Source organism: Novosphingobium sediminis (assembly GCF_007991615.1).
Classification (GTDB): Bacteria; Pseudomonadota; Alphaproteobacteria; order Sphingomonadales; family Sphingomonadaceae; genus Novosphingobium; species Novosphingobium sediminis.
Map to the genome: position 1 here is coordinate 113,359 of NZ_BJYR01000019.1, position 23,607 is coordinate 136,965.

At 66.0% G+C, this 23,607-nt stretch carries 25 protein-coding genes; 15 read left to right on the forward strand and 10 right to left on the reverse strand.

Annotated elements, in window-relative coordinates:
• The first annotated feature begins 100 nt into the window (after positions 1-100).
• The 6 genes from NSE01_RS14810 to yihA all read left to right on the forward strand — a co-directional run bounded on the left by NSE01_RS14810 (position 101) and on the right by yihA (position 4,604).
• Positions 101-880 carry a universal stress protein gene (locus NSE01_RS14810; RefSeq protein ID WP_147160420.1) on the forward strand — a complete coding sequence of 260 codons (780 nt, stop codon included), beginning with the start codon at positions 101-103 and terminating at the stop codon, positions 878-880.
• Positions 881-1,310: 430 nt separating this feature from the next.
• Positions 1,311-1,445: a 50S ribosomal protein L34 gene (rpmH, locus tag NSE01_RS14815; RefSeq protein WP_133721087.1), complete on the forward strand. Its 135-nt coding sequence runs from the start codon at positions 1,311-1,313 to the stop codon at positions 1,443-1,445.
• 26 nt (positions 1,446-1,471) lie between these two features.
• Complete coding sequence (rnpA, locus tag NSE01_RS14820) at positions 1,472-1,870, forward strand: ribonuclease P protein component (protein ID WP_147160421.1); 399 nt, start codon at positions 1,472-1,474, stop codon at positions 1,868-1,870.
• The gene (gene yidD, locus NSE01_RS14825; RefSeq protein ID WP_147160422.1) at positions 1,867-2,079 is read left to right on the forward strand and encodes a membrane protein insertion efficiency factor YidD; all 213 of its coding nucleotides are present in this window, start codon (positions 1,867-1,869) and stop codon (positions 2,077-2,079) included. The genes rnpA and yidD overlap by 4 nt, the downstream gene beginning before the upstream one ends.
• A 54-nt stretch (positions 2,080-2,133) precedes the next feature.
• A complete protein-coding gene (gene yidC, locus NSE01_RS14830) occupies positions 2,134-3,945 on the forward strand; it encodes a membrane protein insertase YidC (protein ID WP_147160423.1) in 1,812 nt (603 codons plus the stop codon).
• The gene (yihA, locus tag NSE01_RS14835; protein ID WP_147160424.1) at positions 3,942-4,604 is read left to right on the forward strand and encodes a ribosome biogenesis GTP-binding protein YihA/YsxC; all 663 of its coding nucleotides are present in this window, start codon (positions 3,942-3,944) and stop codon (positions 4,602-4,604) included. The genes yidC and yihA overlap by 4 nt, the downstream gene beginning before the upstream one ends.
• On the opposite strand, the gene NSE01_RS14840 is transcribed toward yihA, so the two are convergent.
• Positions 4,601-6,562, reverse strand: coding sequence for a putative bifunctional diguanylate cyclase/phosphodiesterase (locus NSE01_RS14840; RefSeq protein WP_147160425.1), 1,962 nt, complete (start codon positions 6,560-6,562; stop codon positions 4,601-4,603). The genes yihA and NSE01_RS14840 overlap by 4 nt on opposite strands.
• A gap of 150 nt (positions 6,563-6,712) precedes the next feature.
• Here NSE01_RS14840 and NSE01_RS14845 point away from each other — a divergent pair, with 150 nt between their 5' ends.
• Entirely contained in the window at positions 6,713-7,381 is a 669-nt protein-coding gene (locus tag NSE01_RS14845; protein ID WP_147160426.1) for a glutathione S-transferase family protein, read from the forward strand.
• Positions 7,382-7,383: 2 nt separating this feature from the next.
• Here NSE01_RS14845 and NSE01_RS14850 read toward each other — a convergent pair whose 3' ends face one another.
• Positions 7,384-7,806: a hypothetical protein gene (locus tag NSE01_RS14850; RefSeq protein ID WP_147160427.1), complete on the reverse strand. Its 423-nt coding sequence runs from the start codon at positions 7,804-7,806 to the stop codon at positions 7,384-7,386.
• Positions 7,807-7,936: 130 nt separating this feature from the next.
• On the opposite strand from NSE01_RS14850, the gene dapE reads away from it, so the two are divergent.
• Positions 7,937-9,079, forward strand: a complete 1,143-nt coding sequence (gene dapE / locus NSE01_RS14855) for a succinyl-diaminopimelate desuccinylase (protein WP_147160428.1) — start codon at positions 7,937-7,939, stop codon at positions 9,077-9,079.
• The gene (locus NSE01_RS14860; RefSeq protein ID WP_246135227.1) at positions 9,076-9,534 is read left to right on the forward strand and encodes a nuclear transport factor 2 family protein; all 459 of its coding nucleotides are present in this window, start codon (positions 9,076-9,078) and stop codon (positions 9,532-9,534) included. The genes dapE and NSE01_RS14860 overlap by 4 nt, the downstream gene beginning before the upstream one ends.
• A gap of 4 nt (positions 9,535-9,538) precedes the next feature.
• Here the strand turns inward: NSE01_RS14860 and NSE01_RS14865 are convergent, their stop codons facing one another.
• The 3 genes from NSE01_RS14865 to NSE01_RS14875 are packed head-to-tail and all read right to left on the reverse strand — an operon-like array spanning position 9,539 to position 12,006.
• The gene (locus tag NSE01_RS14865; protein ID WP_147160429.1) at positions 9,539-10,114 is read right to left on the reverse strand and encodes a Smr/MutS family protein; all 576 of its coding nucleotides are present in this window, start codon (positions 10,112-10,114) and stop codon (positions 9,539-9,541) included.
• The gene (gene mltA, locus NSE01_RS14870) at positions 10,111-11,325 is read right to left on the reverse strand and encodes a murein transglycosylase A (protein ID WP_246135228.1); all 1,215 of its coding nucleotides are present in this window, start codon (positions 11,323-11,325) and stop codon (positions 10,111-10,113) included. Before mltA ends, NSE01_RS14865 begins: the two co-directional genes overlap by 4 nt.
• Before the next feature lie 6 nt (positions 11,326-11,331).
• Entirely contained in the window at positions 11,332-12,006 is a 675-nt protein-coding gene (locus NSE01_RS14875; protein WP_147160430.1) for a Tim44/TimA family putative adaptor protein, read from the reverse strand.
• A 288-nt stretch (positions 12,007-12,294) separates the two neighbouring features.
• Here NSE01_RS14875 and secB point away from each other — a divergent pair, with 288 nt between their 5' ends.
• From secB to NSE01_RS14895, 4 genes are all read left to right on the forward strand, one after another.
• Positions 12,295-12,837 (forward strand): protein-export chaperone SecB, encoded by a 543-nt coding sequence (gene secB / locus NSE01_RS14880; protein WP_147160431.1) that lies wholly within the window; start codon positions 12,295-12,297, stop codon positions 12,835-12,837.
• Positions 12,838-12,894: 57 nt separating this feature from the next.
• On the forward strand, positions 12,895-14,475 hold the full coding sequence (murJ, locus tag NSE01_RS14885) for a murein biosynthesis integral membrane protein MurJ (RefSeq protein ID WP_147160432.1): 1,581 nt from the start codon (positions 12,895-12,897) through the stop codon (positions 14,473-14,475).
• Between the two features lie 33 nt (positions 14,476-14,508).
• Entirely contained in the window at positions 14,509-15,528 is a 1,020-nt protein-coding gene (trpS, locus tag NSE01_RS14890) for a tryptophan--tRNA ligase (RefSeq protein ID WP_147160433.1), read from the forward strand.
• 209 nt (positions 15,529-15,737) lie between these two features.
• Positions 15,738-16,445 carry a DUF4136 domain-containing protein gene (locus NSE01_RS14895; protein WP_147160434.1) on the forward strand — a complete coding sequence of 236 codons (708 nt, stop codon included), beginning with the start codon at positions 15,738-15,740 and terminating at the stop codon, positions 16,443-16,445.
• A 19-nt stretch (positions 16,446-16,464) separates the two neighbouring features.
• Here NSE01_RS14895 and dut read toward each other — a convergent pair whose 3' ends face one another.
• The 5 genes from dut to ubiE are packed head-to-tail and all read right to left on the reverse strand — an operon-like array spanning position 16,465 to position 21,613.
• Positions 16,465-16,935, reverse strand: coding sequence for a dUTP diphosphatase (dut, locus tag NSE01_RS14900; protein ID WP_147160435.1), 471 nt, complete (start codon positions 16,933-16,935; stop codon positions 16,465-16,467).
• Entirely contained in the window at positions 16,922-18,115 is a 1,194-nt protein-coding gene (coaBC, locus tag NSE01_RS14905) for a bifunctional phosphopantothenoylcysteine decarboxylase/phosphopantothenate--cysteine ligase CoaBC (protein WP_147160436.1), read from the reverse strand. The genes dut and coaBC overlap by 14 nt, the downstream gene beginning before the upstream one ends.
• A gap of 53 nt (positions 18,116-18,168) precedes the next feature.
• Positions 18,169-19,284: an acyltransferase family protein gene (locus NSE01_RS14910; protein ID WP_147160437.1), complete on the reverse strand. Its 1,116-nt coding sequence runs from the start codon at positions 19,282-19,284 to the stop codon at positions 18,169-18,171.
• Positions 19,285-19,296: 12 nt separating this feature from the next.
• Positions 19,297-20,850, reverse strand: coding sequence for a 2-polyprenylphenol 6-hydroxylase (ubiB, locus tag NSE01_RS14915; protein WP_147160438.1), 1,554 nt, complete (start codon positions 20,848-20,850; stop codon positions 19,297-19,299).
• A 10-nt stretch (positions 20,851-20,860) separates the two neighbouring features.
• The gene (gene ubiE / locus NSE01_RS14920) at positions 20,861-21,613 is read right to left on the reverse strand and encodes a bifunctional demethylmenaquinone methyltransferase/2-methoxy-6-polyprenyl-1,4-benzoquinol methylase UbiE (RefSeq protein WP_147160439.1); all 753 of its coding nucleotides are present in this window, start codon (positions 21,611-21,613) and stop codon (positions 20,861-20,863) included.
• Between the two features lie 60 nt (positions 21,614-21,673).
• Here ubiE and mutM point away from each other — a divergent pair, with 60 nt between their 5' ends.
• Positions 21,674-22,486 carry a bifunctional DNA-formamidopyrimidine glycosylase/DNA-(apurinic or apyrimidinic site) lyase gene (gene mutM / locus NSE01_RS14925; protein WP_147160440.1) on the forward strand — a complete coding sequence of 271 codons (813 nt, stop codon included), beginning with the start codon at positions 21,674-21,676 and terminating at the stop codon, positions 22,484-22,486.
• Between the two features lie 67 nt (positions 22,487-22,553).
• Entirely contained in the window at positions 22,554-23,525 is a 972-nt protein-coding gene (locus NSE01_RS14930; RefSeq protein WP_147160441.1) for an NAD(P)H-dependent flavin oxidoreductase, read from the forward strand.
• The last annotated feature ends 82 nt before the right edge of the window (positions 23,526-23,607 follow it).

Consider the following 23,607-nt stretch of genomic DNA (forward strand, 5'->3'; position numbering starts at 1 on the left):
AGGCACGGAATTGACTTGGATCATTGGGCCAAAGTCCGGATCGGGTGTATTGGTTTGCTGCTCGCCATGCAGCGGCAAGCCAGTTTCTGGGAGAAACACGATGCGCTCCATTCTTTGCCCGGCCGATACTGCCGATACCCTCGACGACCGCGTCGAAACCGCGCTCGCGCTCGCGCGGGCCGTGCGCGGCCATGTCTCGTTCCAGATCGCGACGCCGTTCGCGCAGATGGCGCTGTGGGAACCGTTCGGCGGCGCGGCGCTCTCTGCCGAGGTCATCAACGAAGTGCGCGCGGCGGACGAGCAGCTTGCCAAGGATCTCGATGCGCGCATCGCCAAGGAAGACGTGCCCTTCGACGTGGTGCTGACCGATCAGGGCCGGGTCGAAGGTGTGGCTGCTGCCGCGCGGTTCACCGATGTGATCGTGGCGAGCCTTGATGATCCGGCGCTGGAGGAAGTGGCGCTGGGTTCGCACTGCCCGGTGCTGGCGCTGCCGCGCGGGGTTTCGTTGGTGGTGTTCGACAAGCCGGTGCTGCTCGCCTGGGATGGCGGGCATGAAGCGGCGGCGGCCATGCGTGCCGCGCTTCCGCTGCTCGCACTCGCCGGTTCGGTGCACATCCTGATGGTGCGCGAGAAGGAAGACAGCTTCCCGGCCCGCGATGCCGCCTGCTACCTCTCGCGTCACGATATCCATGCCGAAGTCCACGAAGTGGCAAAGCACGGCGCGATCGCCACGATGATCGCCGACAAGGCCCATGAACTGGGTGCGGGACTCATCGTGATGGGGGTATTCGGCAAGAGCCGCCTGCGCGAATTGCTGCTTGGCGGCGTCTCGCGCGATCTGCTCGACAAGTCGATGGTGCCGCTGCTGCTGGCGCACTAAGCCTGCCTGACCTACCCCTTGGGGCATGGTGCGACGCAGCAATGGCGCTATCTGATTTCGGCATTAGCCGCGTGCCGAGGAGTCATAGCCCTGTAATGACGATGGAAATTGGCCATTCAACCACGATTGCAATGAGTGTGTTGCAAAAAGTGCAACCATAGTGGCTCGTTTCGCACTTGCGAAAAAAGGGAGGTAGTTGCATATGAAAATTGCCTTTCAGGCATCCTCTCCCAAAACTTTCAGGCCCGGTTGGCAACGACCGGGCCATTTTTTTGGCAGCGGCATCCGCGCGGCTCAGAGCAGCGCAAGCCTGCAGAGCCGCCGCGAAGCTTGACTGCAAGGGCATCGCAGCGTATCGGCGCCCACCTGATTCCGGGCCGCGTTCTGCGCCGGCCTCGGCCAAACCGATTCGATAGAAAAGAGTAGACCGATGAAGCGCACTTTCCAGCCCAGCAACCTCGTGCGTGCCCGCCGCCATGGTTTCCGCACCCGCTCGGCAACGCCGGGTGGCCGCAAGGTGCTCCGCGCCCGCCGCGCCCGCGGCCGCAAGAAGCTCTCGGCCTGATCGCTGAGGCGCCGGTTGCCCCTGTGATGGGGTGCAAGCTGGAAACGATTGCGAAGCGCAGCGATTTCCTCGCCGCGAACAACGGAATCCGGGTCGCAAGGCCCGGATTCGTGCTTTTGGTGAACCCGCTGGCGCGCCCCGATGGGCTGCGGCGCTTCGGAGTTACCGTCACCAAGCGCATCGGCAACGCGGTGGCTCGCAACCGCATGAAGCGCCGCCTGCGCGCGTTGGCGCGGGAACTGCTCCCGGTTCAGGGAATCGCCGGAGCAGATCACGTGCTGATCGGCCGCGAGAACGGCATCGAGCGCGATTTCGGCTTGCTCCGCCAGGAACTCGAAGCAGCCTTGGCCCGTGCCGCAGCCGGCAAGGGCGATCCGCCTCGCAAGCCCGGCCTGAAAGGCAAGCCAAGGGGGCGGGGCAAGTGATCCGCCGCCTGCTGATCCTGCTGGTGCGCCTGTGGCAACTCGGCCCGTCGGTCGTCCTGCCGCCGTCCTGCCGCTACAGTCCTTCCTGTTCGCAATACGCGATCGAAGCACTCGGCAAACACGGTGCGATTAAGGGTGGTTGGCTGACGGTGAAGCGGCTATTGCGCTGCCATCCTTGGGGTGGCCACGGCTACGATCCAGTTCCCTAGGTCCGGTGCCGTTGCTCCGTACCCGGCACAGCAGATTTACGAACGCGAGGCAGAGTGGAAAATCAGCGCAATGTGATCCTGGCGATGGTGCTCATGGCCCTCATGCTGTTGGGCTGGGACATCGGCATGCGGTACTACTATCCGCAGCCCGCCAAGTCTGCCGCAACGGCTTCCGCGGCGCCCGCGCCAGCACCCACGCTCAAGCCCAACCGCGAAGGCGGCCTGCAGGCGCCGGCGGATGTCGCGCTTGAGAAGCAGGATCTCGCCCAGTCGCTGGCTGCCGGTCACCGCGTCGCCATCGATGCGCCCGGTCTCAAGGGCTCGATCAACCTGCTTGGCGGCCTCGTCGATGATCTGACGCTCGCCCGCCACCGCGAGACGCTCGACAAGAACAGCCCGCCGGTGCGGCTGTTCTCGCCCGCCGGCACGCCCGCGCAGCACTATGCGCAAGTCGGCTGGATCGGTCAGAACGGCCTGGCCGCGCCCGGACCGGACACGATGTGGCAGGCTGACGGCGCGAAGCTGACGCCCGCGACGCCGATCACGCTGCGCTGGACCAACCCGACCGGCCAGACCTTCGCGATCCGCTATGCGATCGACGCGAACTACATGATCACGGTGACCCAGTCGGTCAGCAATGCCGGGGGCGCACCGGTCGCGGCGAAGCCCTTCGCTCTCGTCAACCGCACCGATCGGACCGCCAGCATCGATACGTGGAACGTCCACTCCGGTCCGATCGCGGCGTTTGATGGCGCCGTCACGTTCGACAACAATTATGCCGACGTGAAGACAGCCGGCACCGTCAGCCCGGCAGGTTCGGCCAATTGGATCGGCTTTACCGACATCTATTGGCTCTCCGCGCTGATCCCGGACACCGCGAATGGTGCGGTGCAGCCCAAGGGCGATTTCCGCAACGTTTCGCCCGATATCTTCCGCGCCGACCTGATCTATCCGGTCGCCACCGTCGCGCCGGGGCAGACCGGGACGCAGACCGTGCACCTGTTTGCCGGGGCCAAGGAAAACAACGTTCTCGAAGCCTACGAGAAGCAGGGCGCGACCAACCTCTCGCTCTCGATCGACTGGGGCTGGTTCCGCTGGTTCGAGAAGCCGATCTTCTGGCTGCTCGATTCGCTGTTCCGCGCGGTGCACAACTTCGGCGTGGCGATCATCCTGCTCACGCTGATCGTGCGCGGCATGATGTTCCCTGTCGCCCAGCGCCAGTTTGCCTCGATGGCGGCGATGCGCGCGATCCAGCCCAAGCTGAAGGTCATCCAGGAACGCTTCAAGGACGACAAGCAGAAGCAGCAGCAGGAAATCATGGCGCTCTACAAGGAGGAAGGGGTGAACCCCCTCGCCGGGTGCCTGCCGATCTTCCTGCAGATCCCGGTGTTCTTCGCGCTCTACAAGGTGCTCGTGCTGACCATCGAAATGCGGCACCAGCCCTTCTTCGGCTGGATCAAGGATCTCTCCGCGCCTGATCCGCTGCATGTGCTCAACCTGTTCGGCCTGCTGCCGTTCAACCCGCCCGCGTTCCTTGCGATCGGCGTGCTGGCGATTCTGCTTGGCATCACGATGTGGGCGCAGTTCAAGCTGCAGCCGGCCGCGATGGACCCCTCGCAGCAGCAGGTCATGGCGTTGATGCCGTGGATGATGATGTTCGTGATGGCGCCCTTTGCAGCGGGCCTGCTGATCTACTGGATCACCTCGAACCTGCTCACCATCGCGCAGCAGAAGTATCTCTACAGCCGCCACCCGCAGCTGAAGGCGCAGGCGAACAAGGACCAGCTCGATATCGACCGGGTCGTGGCGCGTGAGCAGAAGGCGCAAGCGCCCAAGGATGGGCCGCGCAAGCCCAAAGCACGATGAGCGAATTGACCGAAGCTGAAGCCGCAGCGCGCGCGGACCTCGAAGAACGTGCGCGCCGGCTGTTCGCCGGGCCGATCACCTTCCTCAAGTCCGCGCCTGCGCTCAAGTTCCTGCCTGATCCCGAGGCGCCCGAGATCGCGTTTTCTGGCCGCTCCAACGTCGGCAAGTCCTCGCTGCTCAACGCGCTGACGGGGCGCAATTCGCTTGCGCGCACCTCGGTCACGCCGGGCCGCACGCAGGAGCTCAACTTCTTCGACGTCGGCACGCCGCTGCAGATGCGGCTCGTCGACATGCCCGGCTACGGCTTCGCCAAGGCACCGCCCTCGGTCACCGAGCAGTGGAGGCGCCTCGTGCGCGATTTCCTGCGTGGGCGAGTTGTGCTGAAGCGCACGCTGCTGCTGATCGACGCGCGCCATGGCATCAAGCCGGTCGACGAAGACATGATGCAGATGCTCGACGAGGCGGCCGTCGGCTACCGCGTCGTCCTCACCAAGGCCGACAAGATCAAGGCCAGCGATCTTGCCGCGACGGTCGCCGCCACGGAAGCCGCCGCGCGCAAGCGTACCGCGGCCTTCCCGCAGGTCCATGTCACCTCGTCCGAGGTCAAGATGGGGATCGCCGAACTGCGCGCCGCCATCCTCGAGGATGCCGCGATCTAGGCAGCACGGGCGGCCCGCCGTTCCAGCAGCGTGTCCAGTGCAACCGGGCGTTCGATGAAATAGCCCTGCGCATAGTGGAAGCCCGCAAGGGTCGCCTCCATCAGCTGCATTTCGGTTTCGATCCCCTCGAACACGCATTCCAGCCGCAGCGAGCGCGTAAGGTTGAAGATCGCCCGGACCAGCCGCCGGCCCTCGCCGTCGTCGAGCCGGACGGCAAAGCTGCGGTCGATCTTGATGATGTCGATCGGCAGCATGTGCAGCGTGCTGAGACTGGAATAGCCCGTGCCGAAATCATCGAGCGCGATCTTGGCCCCGCAGCCGCGCAGCTTCTCCAGCGCCGCACGTGCGCCCGCAAAGTCGTCGATCAGCGAGGTTTCGGTGATCTCGAGCACCAGCCGGCTGGCATCGATCCCGCTGCTCGCGATGCGATCGATCAGCGCTGCGACAGTACCCGGATCGGCGATGTCGGTCGGTGCGAGGTTGAACGAAAGGCGCTGCCCGGCTGGCAACTGCGCGAAATCGCCGAGGACTCGCTCGAACGCCGCCAGCGTGACAGTGCGCGCCATGCCCAGCCGCTCGGCGGTGGCAAACAGCAGTTCGGCGGCGACCGCCCCGATCGTCGGCGATTCCCAGCGCGCGAGCGCCTCCACACCGACCATCGCCATCGAGCGCGTTCGCACGATGGGCTGGTAAACCATCGTCAGTTCGCGCTTCAGGTCGGCGCTCTGCAGCGCTGCCTCAAGCGCCTGCTCGGAACGGATGATCCGCTCCAGCTCGGAAGAGAACCGCACGATCCCGCCGCGCCGCGCCTTCTTGGCGTGATAAAGCGCGAAATCGGCGCGGTCGAACAGGTCATGCGCGCTCGCGCCCGCTTCCGGCCATGCCGCAAGGCCCACCGAACAGCCAACCGAGACCACCGTGTCGCCCAGCGGTACAGGCTCCTGCACGCGCCCGCAAAGCCACGCACCCATCGCTTCGGCCGCTTCCATCGGGCCTTCGATGATGAGCCCGAACTCATCGCCGCCGAGCCGCGCGATCACCGCATCTGGTCCGCTTGCGCGTTGCAGCCGCTCTCCGATCACCTGCAGCAGGCGGTCTCCCTGCGCATGGCCGTGGACGTCATTGATCGGCTTGAACTGGTCGAGATCGATCACTCCGATTGCGAAAGGCTGGGCCTGATCCCCCCGAGCCAGCAACGCATCGAGCCGGGCGAAGAAATAGCGGCGATTGGGCAGCCCCGTCAGCGGATCGGAATGCGCCAGCCGCGCGTTTTCCTCCGCAAGGTGGTGAGCCTGCGTGCGTTCATGGTGGAGCGCCGCCTGCGATTCCTCGAGCGCCGTGAATGAGCCGTAGGAATCGCGCAGCACCTTGAGCACGACCACGCCCACCATCAGGATGTTGAGCGCCATCGAGGCCATCGTCACGGTCCCGCGCGCCAGACAATAGGTAAGAAACACGCCGAGCACGACGTAGCAGACGAGATGAGCCGCACGGGGCAGGTAGGTCAGGCAGAAAATGCAGCCCATCACCGTGATGGCCACGAAGACGGTGACATGGCCATGCTGATCGCCATTGCCATACTGATCGAGCGCGAGGGCCCAGCTGACAAACAGGACCGACAGCAGCGTGGCCATCACTTCCGTCCGCCGCAGCATGCGCATGGCGTAGGGCTCTTCGATGCGGCTCTCGTCGATCGGGCGCATCCACTGCATCACTCGCACCGCGCAAGCGCCGATCAGCACGATCGGCAACCATAGCGATAGCCACAGCGGCGCGGCGGCGTGATGGGTATAGGCGAGCGCCGCCGCATTCATCGTCAGGATGAGGTACATGGGCGGCAACTGCTTGCGCAGGCGCAGGAATTGTTCGACGGGCAGGGGGCGCTGTCCGGATCCCCGATCAAGAGATCCGCCACCCGCCGAATGGGGCGTAGCAGCCACGTCAGCCTTCGATGCCATGTGGCATATTCACGCGCAGGGCCTTGTCGCGGCGTTGCGCCGGCTATCCGCGAGAACACTCCGGGTTGGCGATGAAAAAACTAACCTTGGACCCCCGCGCGGCCCCGCTGCCTCGACAGCGCGGCGCTAAGGGGTTAGGCCTATTCGCCCATGAAGCTCGTCATCGGTAACCGCTCCTATTCCAGCTGGTCCCTGCGTGGATGGCTGGCCGCCCGCCAATCCGGCCTTGCGTTCGAAACGCAGGTTGTCCCGCTCTATGGCGAAAACTGGGATGCGGTGAAGGGCGCCATTCCCGAACTCGCGCCCTCGGCGGGCAAAGTGCCGGTGCTGTGGCATGGTGACGGCGTCGTGTGGGATAGCCTCGCCATCCTCGAATACCTTGCGGACAAGGTTGGGCGCGACAGGTACTGGCCCAAGCAGGACGATGCCCGCGCCCTTGCCCGAGCGATGGTCAGCGAAATGCACTCGAGCTTTGGCGCGCTGCGCAGTGAACTGCCGTTCAACCTGCGGATGGAGCCTGTGGCCAAGCCGCTCAACGATTCCGTTCGCGCCGATGTCGAGCGGATCCTCACGCTCTGGGCACAGGCGCGCGCGCGGTTTGGGCAGGGCGGTCCGTTCCTGTTCGGTACGTTCAGCGCGGCAGACATATTCTTCGCGCCGGTCGTCGTGCGGTTCCGGCAGTACGGCGTGCCGGTGCCGGGCTTTGCCGCAGCCTATATGGACGCGATCTGGGAGCACGAATGGCTCGAGGCCTGGCGCGCCGCCGCGGCGGACGAGAGCTGGTCAATCCCGCACTTCGATGCTGCGGCCGACGTTTGATCTCAGTCCCGCGCCGGCAGCCATAGTGGGCCGACGGCGGCGAGCAGCACGAGCACGTTGATCGCCGCATTGGCAGCATTGCCCGATGCGATGGAGCCCGCGCTGTCGAGGCAGAACCACGCGGTGAGCCCCGTCACCACCGTCCGCCGCACGCCTTCGGGCGCCGCATCGTGGACCCACGCCGAGAGGCACCAGATCGTGACGCCCCAGCCCAGCAGGAAGCCGCCGGTCAGCGCGGACAGGAAGCGCGTATCGGCCGAGGCATAGGTCACGCTGCCGTCGATGGGCCAACTCAGGATATCGAGCGAAAGGCGGGCAGGCTCGGTTGCCGCGACCATTGTGCCGAGGAAGAACACCGGCCCGAACGATCCGACGATCACCGCGGCTACTTTGAGCCAGAACTTGTGGAACGCGCGTGATCGCATGGTGTCCGGCCTCCGGCATTGCGGTTGTGCCTTGTTTTTGCGCCCAAACCGCGCCCCGGCAATTACCTCGCACGTCATCCGGCCCGCGCGGGTGCTTCCCTCTGCTTCCCGGCTCGTCTAACGCCGGGAGATGGCCGAACTTCCCGATGTTCTCTCACGCACCGCCGCGCTGATCGAGGCGCCCAGCATCACGCCTGCCACCGGCACGGTGTTCGATTGCCTTGAAGCCATGCTCGCCCCGCTGGGTTTTGCGGTGCACCGATTCCTTGCCGGAGAGCCGCCCGAAGGCCCGGTCGAGAACCTCTTTGCCATCCGGCAGGGCCTGGCGGGCTCGCGCCATTTCGCCTTTGCCGGCCACCTCGATGTCGTCCCGCCCGGCGAAGGCTGGTCGAGCGCGCCGTTCACGGCGGACCTGCGCGAGGTGCCCGGTGGCCGGATGCTCTACGGGCGCGGCGCAGTCGACATGAAGGGCGCCATCGCGGCCATGGTCTGCGCGGTCGAGCAGATCCCGGAGGAGGCCGGCACGATCAGCTTCATCATCACCGGTGATGAGGAAGGACCGGCCAAGTACGGCACCGTTCCGCTGATCGCCCACATGCGCGAAGTCGGCGCGATCCCCGATTTCTGCCTCGTGGGCGAGCCGACTTCGGTCCACCGGCTGGGCGATATGGTGAAGATCGGCCGGCGCGGCTCAGTCAACATGTGGCTCACCGCCAAGGGCGCGCAGGGCCACGTTGCCTATCCGCACCTCGCCGATAACCCGATCCCGCGCCTCGTCGCGCTGCTGGCAGAGCTTGATGCGCTGGTGCTCGACGAAGGCAGCGAGTGGTTCCAGCCCTCGAACCTCGAAGTAACCGATCTCGAAGTCGGCAACCGCGCCACCAACGTGATTCCGGCAGAAGCGCGCGCGCGCCTTTCGGTCCGCTACAACGATCACCACACCGGGCAGGCGCTGGTTGACCGTGTGACGGAAATCGCCGCCAGGCACCGCACCGAGGTGCGCGCCACGTTGCACGGCGAGGCATTCATCACGCTGCCTGGTGCGCAGTCCGCGCTGGTGGCAGCGGCGGTCGAGGCGGAGACCGGCCTCTCGCCCGAGCTTTCGACCACCGGCGGCACGTCCGACGCCCGCTTCCTGCGCGCGCTTTGCCCGGTGATCGAGTTTGGCCTCACCAATGCCACGATGCACAAGACCGACGAGGCGGTGGCGGTGGAGGATCTCGAGGTGCTGACGCGCATCTACCGCCGCATTGCTGAGGCGGCGCTGGCATGAAGATGCTGGGCCGGATTGCCGCATGCCTTGCCGTGGCCGCGTTCCTCGCTGCACCGCTGTCTGCCAAGCCGGCGCCTTCGCTGACCGAGCGCAACCGCGCGATCATCACGGACTTCGCGCACTTGTTCTACGACAAGCGCGATGTCCGCGCCGCCTTCGCGAAGTACGTCGCGCCGGACTATATCCAGCACAACGCCAATATCCTCGATGGCCGCGATGCCGCGATTGCCGCGCTGGAGCCGATGTTCCGGCAGGAAGGCTCGCGCTTCGAGATCAAGCGGATCGTGGTGGATGGCGACATGGCGGTGGTCCATCTCCACGGCCGCGCTGGTGCTGCGGGCAATGGCGGGACGGTGGCGGATATCTACCGCTTGAAGGGCGGAAAGATCGTCGAGCACTGGGATATTCTCCAGCCGATTGCCGACAAACCCTTGAACTCGCACGCCTATTTCTGAAGGCTCAGCGCGCTTTCCTGAGCACGATATAGACGGCGCCGTCTCCGCCGTGGCGGGGCTGTGCGGGCCGCACGGAAGCAATGCGTCCGGCGTGGGGACTGGCGGCGAGCCAATCGAGCAGCTTCGCCCTGATTGCACCGCGCTTCTCGCCGCGCAGGTCGTTTTCCGGCACCGGGCGGTGCTTGCCGGCGATCAGCAGGATCACCCGCGCGCCCATTGCCAGCGCCTGCTCGATCCCGCCGTTGAGCCGCATGTGCGCCATGGCGAGGGTGAGGCCGTGAAGATCGATGGTGACGTCGGGTTGCAGCGGTCCGCGCGTCAGCTTGCGGTCCCAGCTTGAATCGAGCCCGCCTGCGGTGAGCGGGCGTACTGGCGCCGCCACAGGAGCCGCTTCCGGGCGAGGCTGGGGAATGCGGCCTTTGACGCGCTTGGGGGGCGGGGCAGGTGGCTCGATTGGCTCTCCTGCAGGCAGCGCGGGTGCAGGCGCCACCTTCTTCGGATGAAGCGGGGTGACAGTCGCAGCCACTTTCCGCCACAGCGCGGCTTCGTCGGGGCTGAGCCCGCGCGGGGGCGCCCTCACATGCCGTCCGATCTGGGCCCGTTCAGCCGGGCGAGCGTGCCCTTGGGCAGCAGGATCAGCGCCTGCCCCTGCGCGCGCATGCCGCCGGCGATGGTCCGTGCATCGGCGCCAGCACCCCAGAAACTGTCAAAGCGGTTGGGGCCCTTGATCGCGCCGCCAGTATCCTGCGCCACCCAGAGCCCGGAAATGCCGCCTTCGCCCTGCAGCCAGACCGGCGCACCGAGCGGTACGTAGGCTGGGTCTGCGGCAAGTGTGGTGCGCGGCGTGATCGGCACGTTCAGCGCGCCCACGGTGTCAGTCCCTGCACGCTCGCGGAAGAACACATAGCTCTGGTTCTGCTGCATCAGCGCGCTGCCTTCCACGGGGTGTTCGTGGATGTAGCGCAGGATGCCCTGCATCGAGCCGGGGTACTGGCCGGGACCGCTGCCGATCAGCCCCTGATTGCGCATCACGCTGCCGATGCCCGTATAGGGGTAGCCATTCTGCCCGGCGAAGCCGAGCCGCACGATGGACCCGTCAGGCGCGCGGAGGCGGCCCGAGCCCTGAACCTGGAGGAAGAACAGCTCGGCCCGGTCGGCCACCCAGCCGATCTCAAGCCCGCGGCCAGCCAGCGCGCCGTTTTCGATCGCGGTGCGGTCGTAGTAGGGGACGAAGCGCCCAGTCTCATCGTAGCGACCCAAAGGCTGGCTGCCATCGGGCTGTGGCGGCGCATCGCCCGGCCTGGCGCGGACAAGATCGGGGGGCAGGGCATAGACCGGCACGTCAAAGCCCGGCTGGCGCACGCGCACCCCGGCAATCTCCGGCTCGTAATAGCCCGTCACCAGCGCTTCGCCGCGCGCCACGGTTGCCGTCTCGAAGTAGCGGGTGAAGAAGCCCTTTGCGTCTTCCGGCGGCCATCCCGCGGCAGCCGCGCAAGCGGGCGCCCAGTCTTCCGGACGGGTCAGCCCGCTGGTGTCATTGCGCCGGGTGAGGCGCGGGCAGCTTGTGACGAAAGCGGAAAGCGCCGCGCGCGCATTCGCATCGGTGAAGCCCAGTCCCGCGGTCAGTGGCCCTCGGAAGGTGCCAATCAATGCGGCATTGGGAGCCGTGGGCGGAACCGGGGGAACCGGTGCGCTTTGCGGGATAAGGGGAATGCAGCCTGACAGGAACGCGGGTGCGATGATCGCAAGCCAGGCCAGCTTGCCGACCCGTCCTGCACCCCAAACGTTCACGCGAAATCAGGCCTCGTCGGTCTCGTCGACCACCCAGTCCGGATCGCGCGAAGTGAGATCGCGCGAGAAAGTCCAGACATCGCGCGTTTCAATGGCATCGTCGAGCGAGCCGGCGACGACCGCGCCGCTTGCGTCGCGGGTGACCGAGGCGACATCAGCCACGAAGCGGACGGTGACCCGTGCGCGGGGCGCGGTGTAGCTGGCATCGACGATGCGCGCTTCCTCGATGCGGATCAGGTTGGCCGTCACCGCTTCGCCGGCTGCATTGCGCGCGTCGATCGCTTCGGCGAACCCGGCGTAGACGTCGCTGTCGCACAGCTGCGAAAGTTCATCCTTGTCGCCGCGCCAGAACGCTTCGAGCACCATGCCATAAGCACCGCGTGCCCCGGCAAGGAACTGGCCGACATCGAAGCGGCGATCTGCACCGACGATGGCGCGGATACCCGCTTCGGCGCGGAAATCGAGCTGGCTATCCTGCGGCAGCGGCAGCGCGCGCGGGGCGGCAGCGGTCTTTTCCGGCAGGCGCGGCGCCAGGGCGCGCGGCGCGCTTGAGGGATCGGGCTGCTCAACGCGGCGGCGCAGCGGCTCCTCGTTCTGCTCCGGACGGCGGCCCAGTACTGCATAGAGTCGCAGGCCCAGGAATGCTGCGATCATGGCGAGAATCACAATTTCAACAATCACAAGGCCACATCCTGCATAATCTGGGCAGTAGTCGGGCCTGCGGGTCCCGATCGCTGCCAAGAGGTCATCGTGCCCTATGTGGTTACGAAATACAAATGAACAACGCGTGGACGGCACCCGGAATGGCTTCCTGAGGCGGTTTTTCGCCTGCCTCAAGGTGCACCCTGCCGCAATCGTGCGTGAAGCCGGGCTTGGGGGGACTTCCCGTGCGAGCGCGATTGCCCCGTTCTGCGGCAGATGCTAGGCGGCGCGCCAATCTCTTCAATTCATTCGCACGAAAGAACGATCATGGCCGAAGAAGGCGATATCATCACCCCGCTCGATCTCGACGCGCCCAACCACGATTCTGGCGCACCTGTCCCGAACGGTGAAGACACCAGCCCCGCGATCGGCCTGATCTCGCAGTACATCAAGGATCTCTCGGTAGAGAACCCCAATGCGCCGGACAGCTACGGCTGGACCGATGCACCCGATGTGTCGATCGATTTCAACATCGGCGCCCGCCCGCTCGGCCCCGATGTGCACGAGATCGAGATGAAGATCACCGCCACCTCGAAGACGGCGCAGGGCACCCAGTATGCCGTCGAGCTGCTCTACGGCGCGCTTATCGGGATGCGCAACGTGACCGAGGAGCAGGCCCATCCGTTCCTCTTCGCCGAAGGCCCGCGCCTGGTGTTCCCCTTCGCCCGCCGCATCATTTCGGATGCCGTGCGCGATGCGGGCTATCAGCCGCTGCTGCTCGAGCCGATCGATTTCAACGGGCTCTACCTGCAGCAGCTTCAGGCCCGTCAGGCTGAAGAACTGGCCGCCGGCACCGCCGGTCAGGCCTGATCCGGCGGGCTTCATGCCCCATCCGGTCATAGGGCATCCGGCCATCAGGCAGGCGCCATGAACCTCCTGAAGGCGACCGGCACGATTGGCGGGCTCACGCTCGCCAGCCGCGTGCTCGGGCTCGTTCGCGACAGCCTGTTTGCTCGCTACGTGGGCGCAGGTTTCGCGTCCGACGCATTCCTTGTCGCCTTCCGCCTGCCCAACATGTTCCGCGCCCTCTTCGCCGAGGGCGCGTTCGCTTCCGCCTTCATTCCGATGTTCAACCGCAAGGTTGGCAATCCGGAAGGCAAGGGCCTGCCCGACGGGCTCGACTTTGCCGAGCGCGCGCTCGCCGTGCTGCTGCCCACCCTCGTGCTGATGACCGCGCTGCTCGAAGTGTTCGCGTGGCCGGTCACGTTCGTGCTTTCAGGCCAGTTCAACGGGGTCAGCGCGGATCAGTTCGCCTTTGCCGTCGCGCTTTCGCGGATGACGATCCCCTACCTGATGCTGATCAGCCTCGTCTCGCTGTGCGGGGGGATCCTCAATTCTCTGCACAAGTTCTGGGTCAATGCGGCGGCGCCGATCCTCCTCAACCTCACGCTGATCGCGGCGCTGCTGCTGTTCCATTCGGCGGACCCGATGATAACCGCGCGCAATCAGGCGATCGGCGTTTCGGTCTCGGGCGCGCTGCAGCTGGCGTGGCTGGTCTGGGCCTGCCGCCGGGCCGGGGTTAGCCTGCGCCTGCGGATGCCGCGCCTCGATGCCGATGTGAAGCGGCTGATGGCGCTGATCTGGCCGGCGGCAGCGGGGGCCGGTGCGGTGCAGATCAACCTCGTGATCTCGACCGCACTCGCCGCATCGCTCCTCGCGCATGGTTCGGTGACTTACATCTACATGGCGGACCGGCTGAACCAGCTCCCGCTCGGCCTGATCGGCATTGGCCTTGGCACCGTGCTGCTCCCTACGATCTCGCGCCAGCTCGGGGGTGGCGACGAAGCAGGCGCCATGGAAACGCAGAACCGTGGGCTCGAACTTGCGCTGCTGCTCACGCTGCCTGCAACCGTCGCGCTCGTGCTGTGCGGCGAACCGATAGCCGCCGCGCTGTTCGGCTATGGCCGCTTCACGCCGGAAGACGCGCATTTCACCGCGCAGGCGCTTGCCGCCTTCTCGATCGGCCTGCCCAGCTACATCCTCGTGAAGGTGCTCACGCCGGGGTATTACGCGCGGCAGGATACGGTTACGCCGGTGCGCTACGCCACGATTTCGATGGTCGTGAACCTCGTCCTCAATCTCGCGCTGATCCTGCCGTTGCAGCATGTCGGCCCGCCGCTGGCGACCGCGATTGCCTCCACCGTCAACGTGGCGATGCTCTACCGCACGCTGGTGGCGCGCGGACAGTTCACCACCGATGCGCGCCTCCGTCGCCGCGTGCCCCGCCTCGCGCTCGCCGCGCTGGCCATGGGCGTGGTGCTATGGGCGGGGCAGGGCCTGCTCATGCCGTATGTCCACGGCACCTGGCTGGTGCGCTTCCTGGCGCTGGCGGTGCTGGTTTCGGCGGGCGGGCTCGTCTATGGGCTCAGCGCGATCATCCTCGGCGCATTCTCGAAGGCTGACCTCCAACTTCTCCTGCGTCGCAAACGCGGCCCAGCCCAAACCTAACCTAGCCAATTCTAACCTAGAGTGACACGACCCATGCGTATCGTTTCGGGCATCCAGCCCACCGGCAATCTCCACCTTGGCAACTATCTGGGCGCGATCCGGAACTGGGTGGCGATGCAGGACGAATGGACCGCGAAAGGCGGCGAGTGCCTCTATTTCCTCGCCGATCTCCACGCGATCTCGATGCCGCACGTGCCCGCCGAGCTGCGCGCCGGAACGCGCGAGATGGTCGCCGCGCTGGTCGCCTGCGGGATCGATCCCAAGCGCTCGATCCTGTTCAACCAGACGCAGGTTCCCGCTCACGCCGAACTGCAATGGCTGCTCAACGGCACTGCGCGCATGGGCTGGCTCAACCGCATGACGCAGTGGAAGGACAAGGCGGGCAAGAACCGTGAAGGCGCTTCGGTCGCGCTGTTCACCTACCCCGTGCTGCAGGCCGCAGATGTCCTGCTCTATCAGGCAACACACGTGCCGGTGGGCGAGGACCAGAAGCAGCATCTCGAACTTGCGCGCGACATTGCGCAGAAGTTCAACAACGACTTCGCATCTGAAGAAGCGCCCGTCTTCACTCTGCCCGAGCCGATCATCCCGCCCGAAGCGGCGCGGATCATGAGCCTGCGCGATGGCGGCGCGAAGATGTCGAAGTCCGACCCCTCGGACATGAGCCGCATCAACCTGACGGACGATGCCGATGCCATCATGCAGAAGGTGCGCAAGGCCAAGACCGATCCCGAGCCGTTGCCGAGCGAAAAGGAAGGCCTCGAAGGCCGTCCTGAGGCGGCCAACCTCGTCGGCATCTATGCTGCGATGGCGGGGATGAGCCAGGCTGACGTGCTTTCGCAGTTTGGCGGGCAGGGCTTCGGCGCGTTCAAGCCGGCATTGGGCGAACTGCTGGTCGAGAAGCTTTCGCCGATCACCGCACGCTACCGCGATCTACGCACCGATACCGCTGCGCTCGATGCGATTCTGGCGGATGGTGCGGCACGGGCCAAGGCGCTTGCGGCGCCCACGCTTGAGCGCGCCTACGCGGCGCTTGGTCTCCTGCGCGGTTAACATCCGTTGCTGGGTATTCCTTGCACTGCGGGGGTGTAACAAATTGCATCAGATGGACGAATAGGCACTCGAACCTCCCGGAATCGCGGGGTTTTTGCCCCATCGTTCAACCGGCATTCAGCACCTGACGCGCACTCTTTTGGGTGCTACCAATAGAGGCGGTGCTGGCTGACAGGGGAGCTGGCTCATGCACCAAGGAGTTGCCGGATATGAGTCTGATGCCCATGCGTAATCGCTTCGCCATGCTGGCAGCGCCCCTGCTGCTCGCGCTTGGCGGCTGCGCCACGCCGTTCAATGCCAATGTCTCGCGTTTCCAGGCCGAGCTGCCTGCGCCTGCCGGCCAGACCTTCGCGATCATCCCGCAGGATCCGCGCAATGCCGGCGGCCTCGAATTCTCGCAGTACGCCAGCCTCGTTGCGGCGCAGTTGCAGAAGGTGGGCTATGTGCCCGCGACCAGCCCGCAGGCTGCCGATCTTGTCGTCCAGTTCGACTACGGTGTCGACAAGGGCCGCGACAAGGTGCGGACCACCGGTATCGGCGATCCCTACTGGGGCGGCTGGTATGGTCCGGGCTGGGGCGGCATCGGTCCCGGCTGGGGTCCGGGCTGGGGCGGCGGCTGGGGCCGTCGCGGTTTCGGCGGGCCCTGGGGCTACGGGTTCTATGATCCGTTCTTCTACGGCGGCGGCTACAACAACGTCGATGTGGTGACCGTCTACACCAGCGGGATCGACATGAAGATCGACCGCCGCGCCGATGGCAAGCGCCTGTTTGAAGGCAAGGCAGAGGCGGCCTCGACCTCGAACCGCCTGCCCTACCTCGTGCCCAATCTGGTCGAGGCGATGTTCACCGGCTTCCCCGGCCACAACGGTGAAACGGTGAAGATCTCGATCGCGCCGGAAAAGAAGAAGAAGGGCTGATTGCCCGCAGCGGTTCGGTTCAGCCGGGGAGCGCCGCAAGGCCCCCCGTCGAACCGAACCCGCCCGCGCCGCGCGCGGTCTCATCCAGTTCCTCGACTTCCAGCCAGCTTGCCTGCGTCACCGGCGCGAGCACCAGTTGTGCCACGCGGTCGCCCCGGCGGATCGAGAAGGTCTCCGCGCCGAGGTTTATCATGATGACCTTCAACTCGCCGCGATAGTCGCTGTCGATCGTGCCGGGCGTGTTGGGCACGGTAACGCCGTGCTTCAGCGCCAGACCCGAGCGCGGGCGCACCTGAATCTCGAAGCCTGCGGGGATCGCCATGGCCAGCCCCGTCGCCACCGCATGGCGCGCACCGGGTGCGATATCGATGTCTTCCGCCGAAACCACGTCCATGCCCGCCGCACCTGCTGTGGCATAGGCTGGCAGCGGCAGGTCGTCGTTACCGGGAAGGCGCTTGACCATCACGGGCACGGGCTCAGCTGAGTGCATCGGCAATCCTCTCGACCAGCGCGGCGGCGACCGCGTCCTTGGGCATTTCGGGCAGGCTCTCCACTCCGTCCGCGCGAACGATGTGCACCGCGTTGAGGTGGCCGCCCATCACATCTCCCGAAACGTCGTTTGCCACGATCCAGTCCGCGCCCTTCTTGATGAGCTTGGCCTGCGCATGGGGCACTACGTGCTCGGTCTCGGCGGCAAAGCCCACCAGCAGGCGCGGGCGATCAGGCGATGCGCCGAGCCGCGCGAGAATGTCCGGGTTTTCGGTCAAGGAAAGCGGCGGAATGACGCCCGAGCCATCCTTCTTGAGCTTCTGATCCGCCTCCGAAGCGACGCGCCAGTCTGCCACGGCGGCGACCATGACAGCTGCATCGGCGGGCAGCGCGGTTGCCACGGCAGCGGCCATCTCCCGCGCGCATTCGACATCGATGCGGGTCACTCCGGGCGGCGTCGGCAGCGTGACCGGTCCAGCGACCAGCGTCACCCGCGCGCCCAGCCGGGCAGCCGCCGCCGCAATCGCAAAGCCTTGTCGGCCGCTCGAACGGTTGGCGATGTAGCGCACCGGATCGATTGGCTCATGCGTCGGGCCTGCCGTCACCAGCACATGCTTGCCCGCCAGCGGTCCGGACGGTGTGCTGCCCAGCTTGGCGGCAATCGCGGCAAGGATCACAGGCGGTTCAGGCAGGCGGCCGGGGCCGAATTCGCCGCAGGCCATCGGCCCCTCGTCGGGCTCCATCACCTCGATGCCGTCGCCGCGCAGCGTCGCCACGTTGCGGCGGGTGGCGGGATGCTCCCACATCCGCACATTCATGGCGGGCACGGCCAGCACCGGCTTGTCGGTCGCGAGGAGCAGCGTGGTGGCGAGGTCGTCTGCGATCCCCGCCGCCATCTTGGCCATGAGGTCCGCCGTCGCCGGGCAGACCACCACCAGATCGGCATTCCGCGAAAGCTGGATGTGCCCCATCTTCGCTTCGGCATCGAGGTCCCACAGCGTGGTGTGCACCTCGTTCTCGCTCAGTGCAGCAAGCGTCATCGGGGTGACGAACTGCGTGCCGCTCTTGGTCAGCACGCAGGTAACGGTGCCACCCTCGCGGCGGATCAGCCGCACGAGTTCGCTGGCCTTGTAGGCCGCGATGCCGCCGCCAATGATGAGAAGGATGCGCTTTCCCTGCATGGCCGCGCTTGTGCAATGCCTCGCGGGGAGGCGCAATCCGTTTTGCGCGGGCCTCAGGCTGTCAGCGCTGGCTCGCGCCGCTTTGCCGCCAGCTTCAGCACCAGCTTCTGCGCCGGCCGTTCGAACCAGCGGTGCGAGGCAAAGCCCGCCAGCACGCTCGCGCCGACGAAAAACAGCAGGAACGCGGGCTGCCGCGCGATCCCGCGCGAACCCAGTACGCCATCGATCAACAGCACGAGCGCAAGCTGGATCGGGAAGTGCCAGAGGTAGACGCCGTAGGAGGCATCGCCGAGATGCCGCGCTACGGCCAGCTTGTCGTCCCGGTCGGCGGTGTCGATCGCCAATACCGCAAACAGCGCGGCAAACGTGCCCGCCAGCGTCGCCGCGTCACCCAAATGGAGGCTGAGCCCGAGCCACAGCGCCGTCATGGTGAACATCGCCGCCAGTGCGACCAGCACACCAGCGCGCAGACCGCCCTTGAGCGCCGCGCCATAAACCGCCGCACCGCCGAAGAAGTAGCCGATGCACGTCAGGACCGGCCCGTCCGGCGCCTTCAGGAAGAACAGCGCAAGCGCGAGAACCGCTGCCGTCAGCGCCAGCATGGTGGGCGATTTGCGCAAGCCCGGCAGCAGCAGCCAGAACGCGGCATAGGCAAGGATCTCGGTCGAGAGCGACCATGAGGGACCGTTGAAGGACTGGTCTGCCTGCCAGCCCCAGTAATGCGCCAGGCCGAGACTCAAGGCGAAGTGCTTGAGGTCCTGATGGTGGTAGATGAACTCGGTGCCGTTCACCCCGTTATAAGCCGCCTGCAGCAAGGCCACGAGCGCCAGCGTCAGCAGATGCAGCGGCCAGAGCCGCGCCACCCGCGCCAGCCAGAACCGCCCGCGCGCGCCGGCATCGGCAAGGTAGACATGCGCGAAGACGAAGCCCGATACGGCCCAGAAATACTGCACAGCGACGTGGCCATAATCGAACAGCCACCAAAGCTCGCGGTAGAACGGCGAGACTTTCGCCCGGTTCACATGGAACTGGAAGTCCACCGGCGGCACGAAGAAGTGCTGGTAGTGCCAGAACAGCACCGCGCAGGCCGCGAGCAGGCGCGACAGGTCGAGCGCGTTGAAGTGGCGCTTGGGCAGGCGCAGACCGGGGAGGGGAGCCGTGTGGCCCACATCAGCCCCGCATCACGACCAGGGTCCGAGCAGGATGATCCCGGTGCTCGCCGCTGCGCCAAGCGCGCCGGCCAGCAGATAGCCCAGCCACTTGAACCCGCCGCCATCGCCGATCAGCACGGCCGGTGGCAGGGGCGGATCTTCGGGTGCGCCGCCCTTGGGCGGGAAGCGTTCCTCCACCCTGCGGACAAGGTCCGGTAGGCCCAGCAGCGTCTTCACGTTCTCGCGGATGCGGTCGGCAATCGCGGCTTCGGGGCCCAGTTCGTCGCGGATCCAGTCGCGCACGAAGGGCGCGGCCACGTCCCACATGTTGATCGAAGGATCGAGCTGCGTGGCTATGCCTTCAACCATCACCATGGTCTTTTGCAGCAGCAGCAGGTGCGGCTGGGTCTGCATGTCGAAGTCGCGGGTGATCGCAAACAGCCCGTCGAGCATCTGGCCCACCGAAAGCTCGCTCACCGGCTTGCCGCGCATCGGCTCGCCCACTGCCCTGAGCGCCGTCGCGAATTCGGCCACCGAATGATAGCTCGGCACGTACTGCGCCTCGAAGTGGATTTCGGCGACGCGGGTGTAGTTGCCCGTTGTCAGGCCGTAGAGGATTTCTGCCAGCCACTGCCGCGCGCGGCGGTCGATCCGGCCCATGATGCCGAAGTCGATCGCGGTGATCGTGCCGTCGGCTTCGATGAACAGGTTTCCCTGGTGCATGTCGGCGTGGAAGAACCCGCCGCTGATCGCCTGCCGCAGAAACGCGATGACGAGCCGGCTGGCGAGGGCCTTGCGGTCGTGTCCGGCGGCGTCGATCGCTGCGTTGTCGCTGATCTTGATGCCGTCGATCCAATCGAGCGTCATCACCCGGCCATTGGTGCGGTCCCAATCGATGTTCGGCACGCGGTAGCCGGGGAAGGCGTGCATCTGCTCGGCCAGCTCGGAGGCGGAGGCCGCCTCGCGCCGCAGATCAAGCTCGCGCAAGGTCCAGCGCTTGAAGTTGGCGATGACCATGCGCGGACGCAGCCGCGAAGCCTCGCCGCCAAAGGCTTCGAGATGCGCTGCGGCCCATTCGTAAGTTGCGATGTCGGCAGCGAATTTTTCGCGCACACCGGGGCGCAAGATCTTGACCGCAACCTTGCGGCCATCGGTCGTCACTGCGCGGTGAACCTGCGCCACCGACGCCGCGCCGACTGGTTCCTCCTCGAATTCGGCGAACAGCGATTCGAGTGGCCGTTCGAAGCTCTCCTCGATCTCCTTGCGGATCAGCGCGAAGGAAACGGGCGGCAGCTTGTCCTGCAGCTTGAGCAGGTTTTCCGCCGGCCCCGGCCCGACCAGATCGGGGCGTGTCGCCAGCGTCTGCCCCAGCTTGATCGCGGCGGGGCCGATGGCGCGGAAGGCCCCCGCATAGTCACGCTCGCGGTTCTTGCCGGTGAACGAGGCCCACCGCGCCAGCTTTGCCAGTCGGCGGACCGGCGGCGGCGCGTTGCGATCGTTCTCGATGCCGATCAGCGCGCCGTGCCGGGCAAGCGTGATGCCCCAGCCGAGCAGGCGGCGAATATGGGTCGTGTGGCGCAGCAAGGGGGCGGTCCTAGATCTTCCAGCCCGAATGGATCGCCACGGCGCCGCCAAGGATCGGCTCGACCTTGGTGTGGCGGAACCCGGCGGAGCGGATCATCCCTTCGAATTCGCGCATCTTGGGGAAACGCCGGATCGATTCGATGAGATACCGATACGAGTCGGCATCGCCCGCGATCATCTGGCCCAGTTGCGGCACGATCTTGTGCGAGTAGAAGTCATAGGCCTGCGCAAACCCCGGCCATTCGGTGGTCGAGAATTCGAGCACGAAGAAGCGCCCGCCCGGCTTCAGAACGCGGTGCGCTTCGGCCAGCGCCTTGTCGATCCGCGTCACGTTGCGGATGCCGAACGCGATCGTGTAGGCGTTGAAGGTCTTGTCGCCGAAGGTCAGCTCTTCGGCGTTCTGGCGCGACCATGTCAGGCCCTGAATGCCTTGCTTTTCGGCGCGCTCGATGCCGACATCGAGCATGTCCTGATTGATATCCGAAACCGTGATCGCCGCGCCGTGCCGCGCCATGCGGAACGCGATGTCGCCAGTGCCGCCCGCCATGTCGAGGATCGTTTCGCTCTCACGCGGCTTCACCCGGCGCACGAAGCGGTCCTTCCACAGCCGGTGCATGCCTGCCGACATGGCGTCGTTCATCCGGTCGTAGCTCTTGGCGACGGACGAAAACACCGCGCCCACGCGCTCGGTCTTTTCTTCCGGGGTCACCTCCTCATAGCCGAAGGAGACGGTTTCGGGCTCGGCAGCAGTTGCGTCAGTCATACCCCGCGCCTTTACGTGGGAATTGCCGCGACGGCAAAGCCTGTTAGGGGCAATTGTGTCATGCCCGAATTACCCGAAGTCGAAACCACCGTCCGCGGCCTAGCCCATGTCCTCGATGGACAGGTGATCGCGCGTATCGAGACCCGCCGCGCGGACCTCAGGCGCCCGTTTCCGCCCAATCTGGTGCAGGCACTGACCGGCGCTCGGGTCACCAGTCTCGGCCGCCGCGCCAAGTACGGCCTCATCCATACGGACCGCGACCAGACCATGGTGTTCCACCTTGGCATGAGTGGGCGCTGGCGAATCGATCCCGATGAAATCGGCAAGCACGATCATCTGGTGCTGGAAACCGGGGCGGGGCGGACGCTTGCGCTCAACGACGCGCGCCGCTTCGGCTCGGTCGATCTCGTCGATACCGGCGCGCTTGAGCAATGGCCGCAGTTCGCCGCGATGGGGCCAGAGCCGCTTGGGCCGGGCCTCACGTCAGCGCATCTCGCCAAGGCCTTCGAGAACCGCTTCGCCGCCGTGAAGCTGCTCCTGCTCGATCAGCAGATCGTCGCGGGGCTGGGCAATATCTACGTCTGCGAGGCGCTTCACCGCGCGAAGATCCACCCGGAGCGCGAGGCCGGGAAGGTCAGCCGCGCTGCGCTGAACCGGCTCGTGCCCGAAATCCGCGCCGTGCTCGAGGAAGCGATTCGCGCCGGCGGCTCGACCTTGCGCGATTATGTGCGCCCCGATGGCGAGCTGGGCTATTTCGCCAAGGACTGGCGCGTCTATGGGCGCGAAGGCGATCCTTGCGCCTGCGGCAAGCCGGTCAGCCGCGTGGTGCAGGGCGGACGTTCGACGTTCTTCTGCGCTAGCTGCCAGAAATAGCAGCGCTGCCCCTCTTGCGCGTGGGCCTCGTGCTGGCCAATCTCCCTGCCAAAGGGAGAGAGCACATATGAAGACCCGTATTACCGAACTGTTCGGCATCGAGCACCCGATCATCCAGGGCGGCATGCACTATGTCGGCTTTGCTGAAATGGCTGCTGCCGTCTCCAACGCGGGCGGCCTTGGCATCATCACCGGCCTCACGCAGAAGACCGCTGCCGATCTCGCCAATGAAATCGCGCGCTGCAAGGACATGACCGACAAGCCGTTCGGCGTGAACCTCACCTTCCTGCCCACGGTCAATTCGCCCGATTATCCCGGTTATATCCGCGCGATCATCGAAGGCGGGGTGAAGGTGGTTGAAACCGCGGGCAACAACCCCGCGCCGTTCCTGCCCTATTTCAAGGACGCCGGGATCAAGGTGATCCACAAGTGCACCTCGGTGCGCCACAGCGTGAAGGCGCAGAATGTGGGCTGCGATGCGATCTCGGTCGATGGCTTCGAATGCGGCGGCCATCCAGGCGAGGACGATATCCCGAACTTCATCCTGCTCCCCCGCGCGGCTGAGGAACTGACCATTCCCTTCGTCGCCTCGGGCGGCATGGCCGATGGCCGCAGCCTCGTCGCCGCGCTGGCGCTGGGTGCGGAAGGCATCAACATGGGCACGCGCTTCATCGCGACCAAGGAAGCGCCGGTGCACGAGAAGGTGAAGCAGGCGCTGGTTGCGGCTTCCGAACTCGACACCCGCCTCGTCATGCGCCCGCTGCGCAATACCGAGCGCGTGCTGACCAATGCCGCGGTCGAGCGCCTGCTTGAAAAGGAACGCCGCCTCGGCCCCGACATCAAGTTCGAGGACATCATCGAGGAAGTCGCGGGCGTCTATCCGCGCATCATGATGGAAGGCGACATGGAAGCGGGCGCGTGGAGCTGCGGCATGGTCGCCGGGCTCATCCACGATATCCCGACGTGCAAGGAACTGGTGGACCGCATCATGGCGCAGGCCGATGCAATCATCCGCGAGCGGCTGGCGGGGATGGCGTAAGCGCTACCCCGCAACAAGCACGACAGGCCCCTCCCCCGCTCGGGGGAGGCTGGGTGGGGGTGCGCGGCAGCTCTGGTTTGAA

Bases quoted from the DNA above. Each gene is read 5' to 3' on its own strand.
- NSE01_RS14810 (WP_147160420.1), top strand. From the start codon at position 101: ATGCGCTCCATTCTTTGCCCGGCCGATACTGCCGATACCCTCGACGAC.
- rpmH (WP_133721087.1), top strand. From the start codon at position 1,311: ATGAAGCGCACTTTCCAGCCCAGCAACCTCGTGCGTGCCCGCCGCCAT.
- rnpA (WP_147160421.1), top strand. From the start codon at position 1,472: ATGGGGTGCAAGCTGGAAACGATTGCGAAGCGCAGCGATTTCCTCGCC.
- yihA (WP_147160424.1), top strand. From the start codon at position 3,942: ATGAGCGAATTGACCGAAGCTGAAGCCGCAGCGCGCGCGGACCTCGAA.
- NSE01_RS14840 (WP_147160425.1), bottom strand. From the start codon at position 6,562: ATGGCATCGAAGGCTGACGTGGCTGCTACGCCCCATTCGGCGGGTGGC.
- NSE01_RS14845 (WP_147160426.1), top strand. From the start codon at position 6,713: ATGAAGCTCGTCATCGGTAACCGCTCCTATTCCAGCTGGTCCCTGCGT.
- NSE01_RS14850 (WP_147160427.1), bottom strand. From the start codon at position 7,806: ATGCGATCACGCGCGTTCCACAAGTTCTGGCTCAAAGTAGCCGCGGTG.
- dapE (WP_147160428.1), top strand. From the start codon at position 7,937: ATGGCCGAACTTCCCGATGTTCTCTCACGCACCGCCGCGCTGATCGAG.
- NSE01_RS14860 (WP_246135227.1), top strand. From the start codon at position 9,076: ATGAAGATGCTGGGCCGGATTGCCGCATGCCTTGCCGTGGCCGCGTTC.
- secB (WP_147160431.1), top strand. From the start codon at position 12,295: ATGGCCGAAGAAGGCGATATCATCACCCCGCTCGATCTCGACGCGCCC.
- murJ (WP_147160432.1), top strand. From the start codon at position 12,895: ATGAACCTCCTGAAGGCGACCGGCACGATTGGCGGGCTCACGCTCGCC.
- trpS (WP_147160433.1), top strand. From the start codon at position 14,509: ATGCGTATCGTTTCGGGCATCCAGCCCACCGGCAATCTCCACCTTGGC.
- NSE01_RS14895 (WP_147160434.1), top strand. From the start codon at position 15,738: ATGAGTCTGATGCCCATGCGTAATCGCTTCGCCATGCTGGCAGCGCCC.
- dut (WP_147160435.1), bottom strand. From the start codon at position 16,935: ATGCACTCAGCTGAGCCCGTGCCCGTGATGGTCAAGCGCCTTCCCGGT.
- coaBC (WP_147160436.1), bottom strand. From the start codon at position 18,115: ATGCAGGGAAAGCGCATCCTTCTCATCATTGGCGGCGGCATCGCGGCC.
- ubiE (WP_147160439.1), bottom strand. From the start codon at position 21,613: ATGACTGACGCAACTGCTGCCGAGCCCGAAACCGTCTCCTTCGGCTAT.
- mutM (WP_147160440.1), top strand. From the start codon at position 21,674: ATGCCCGAATTACCCGAAGTCGAAACCACCGTCCGCGGCCTAGCCCAT.
- NSE01_RS14930 (WP_147160441.1), top strand. From the start codon at position 22,554: ATGAAGACCCGTATTACCGAACTGTTCGGCATCGAGCACCCGATCATC.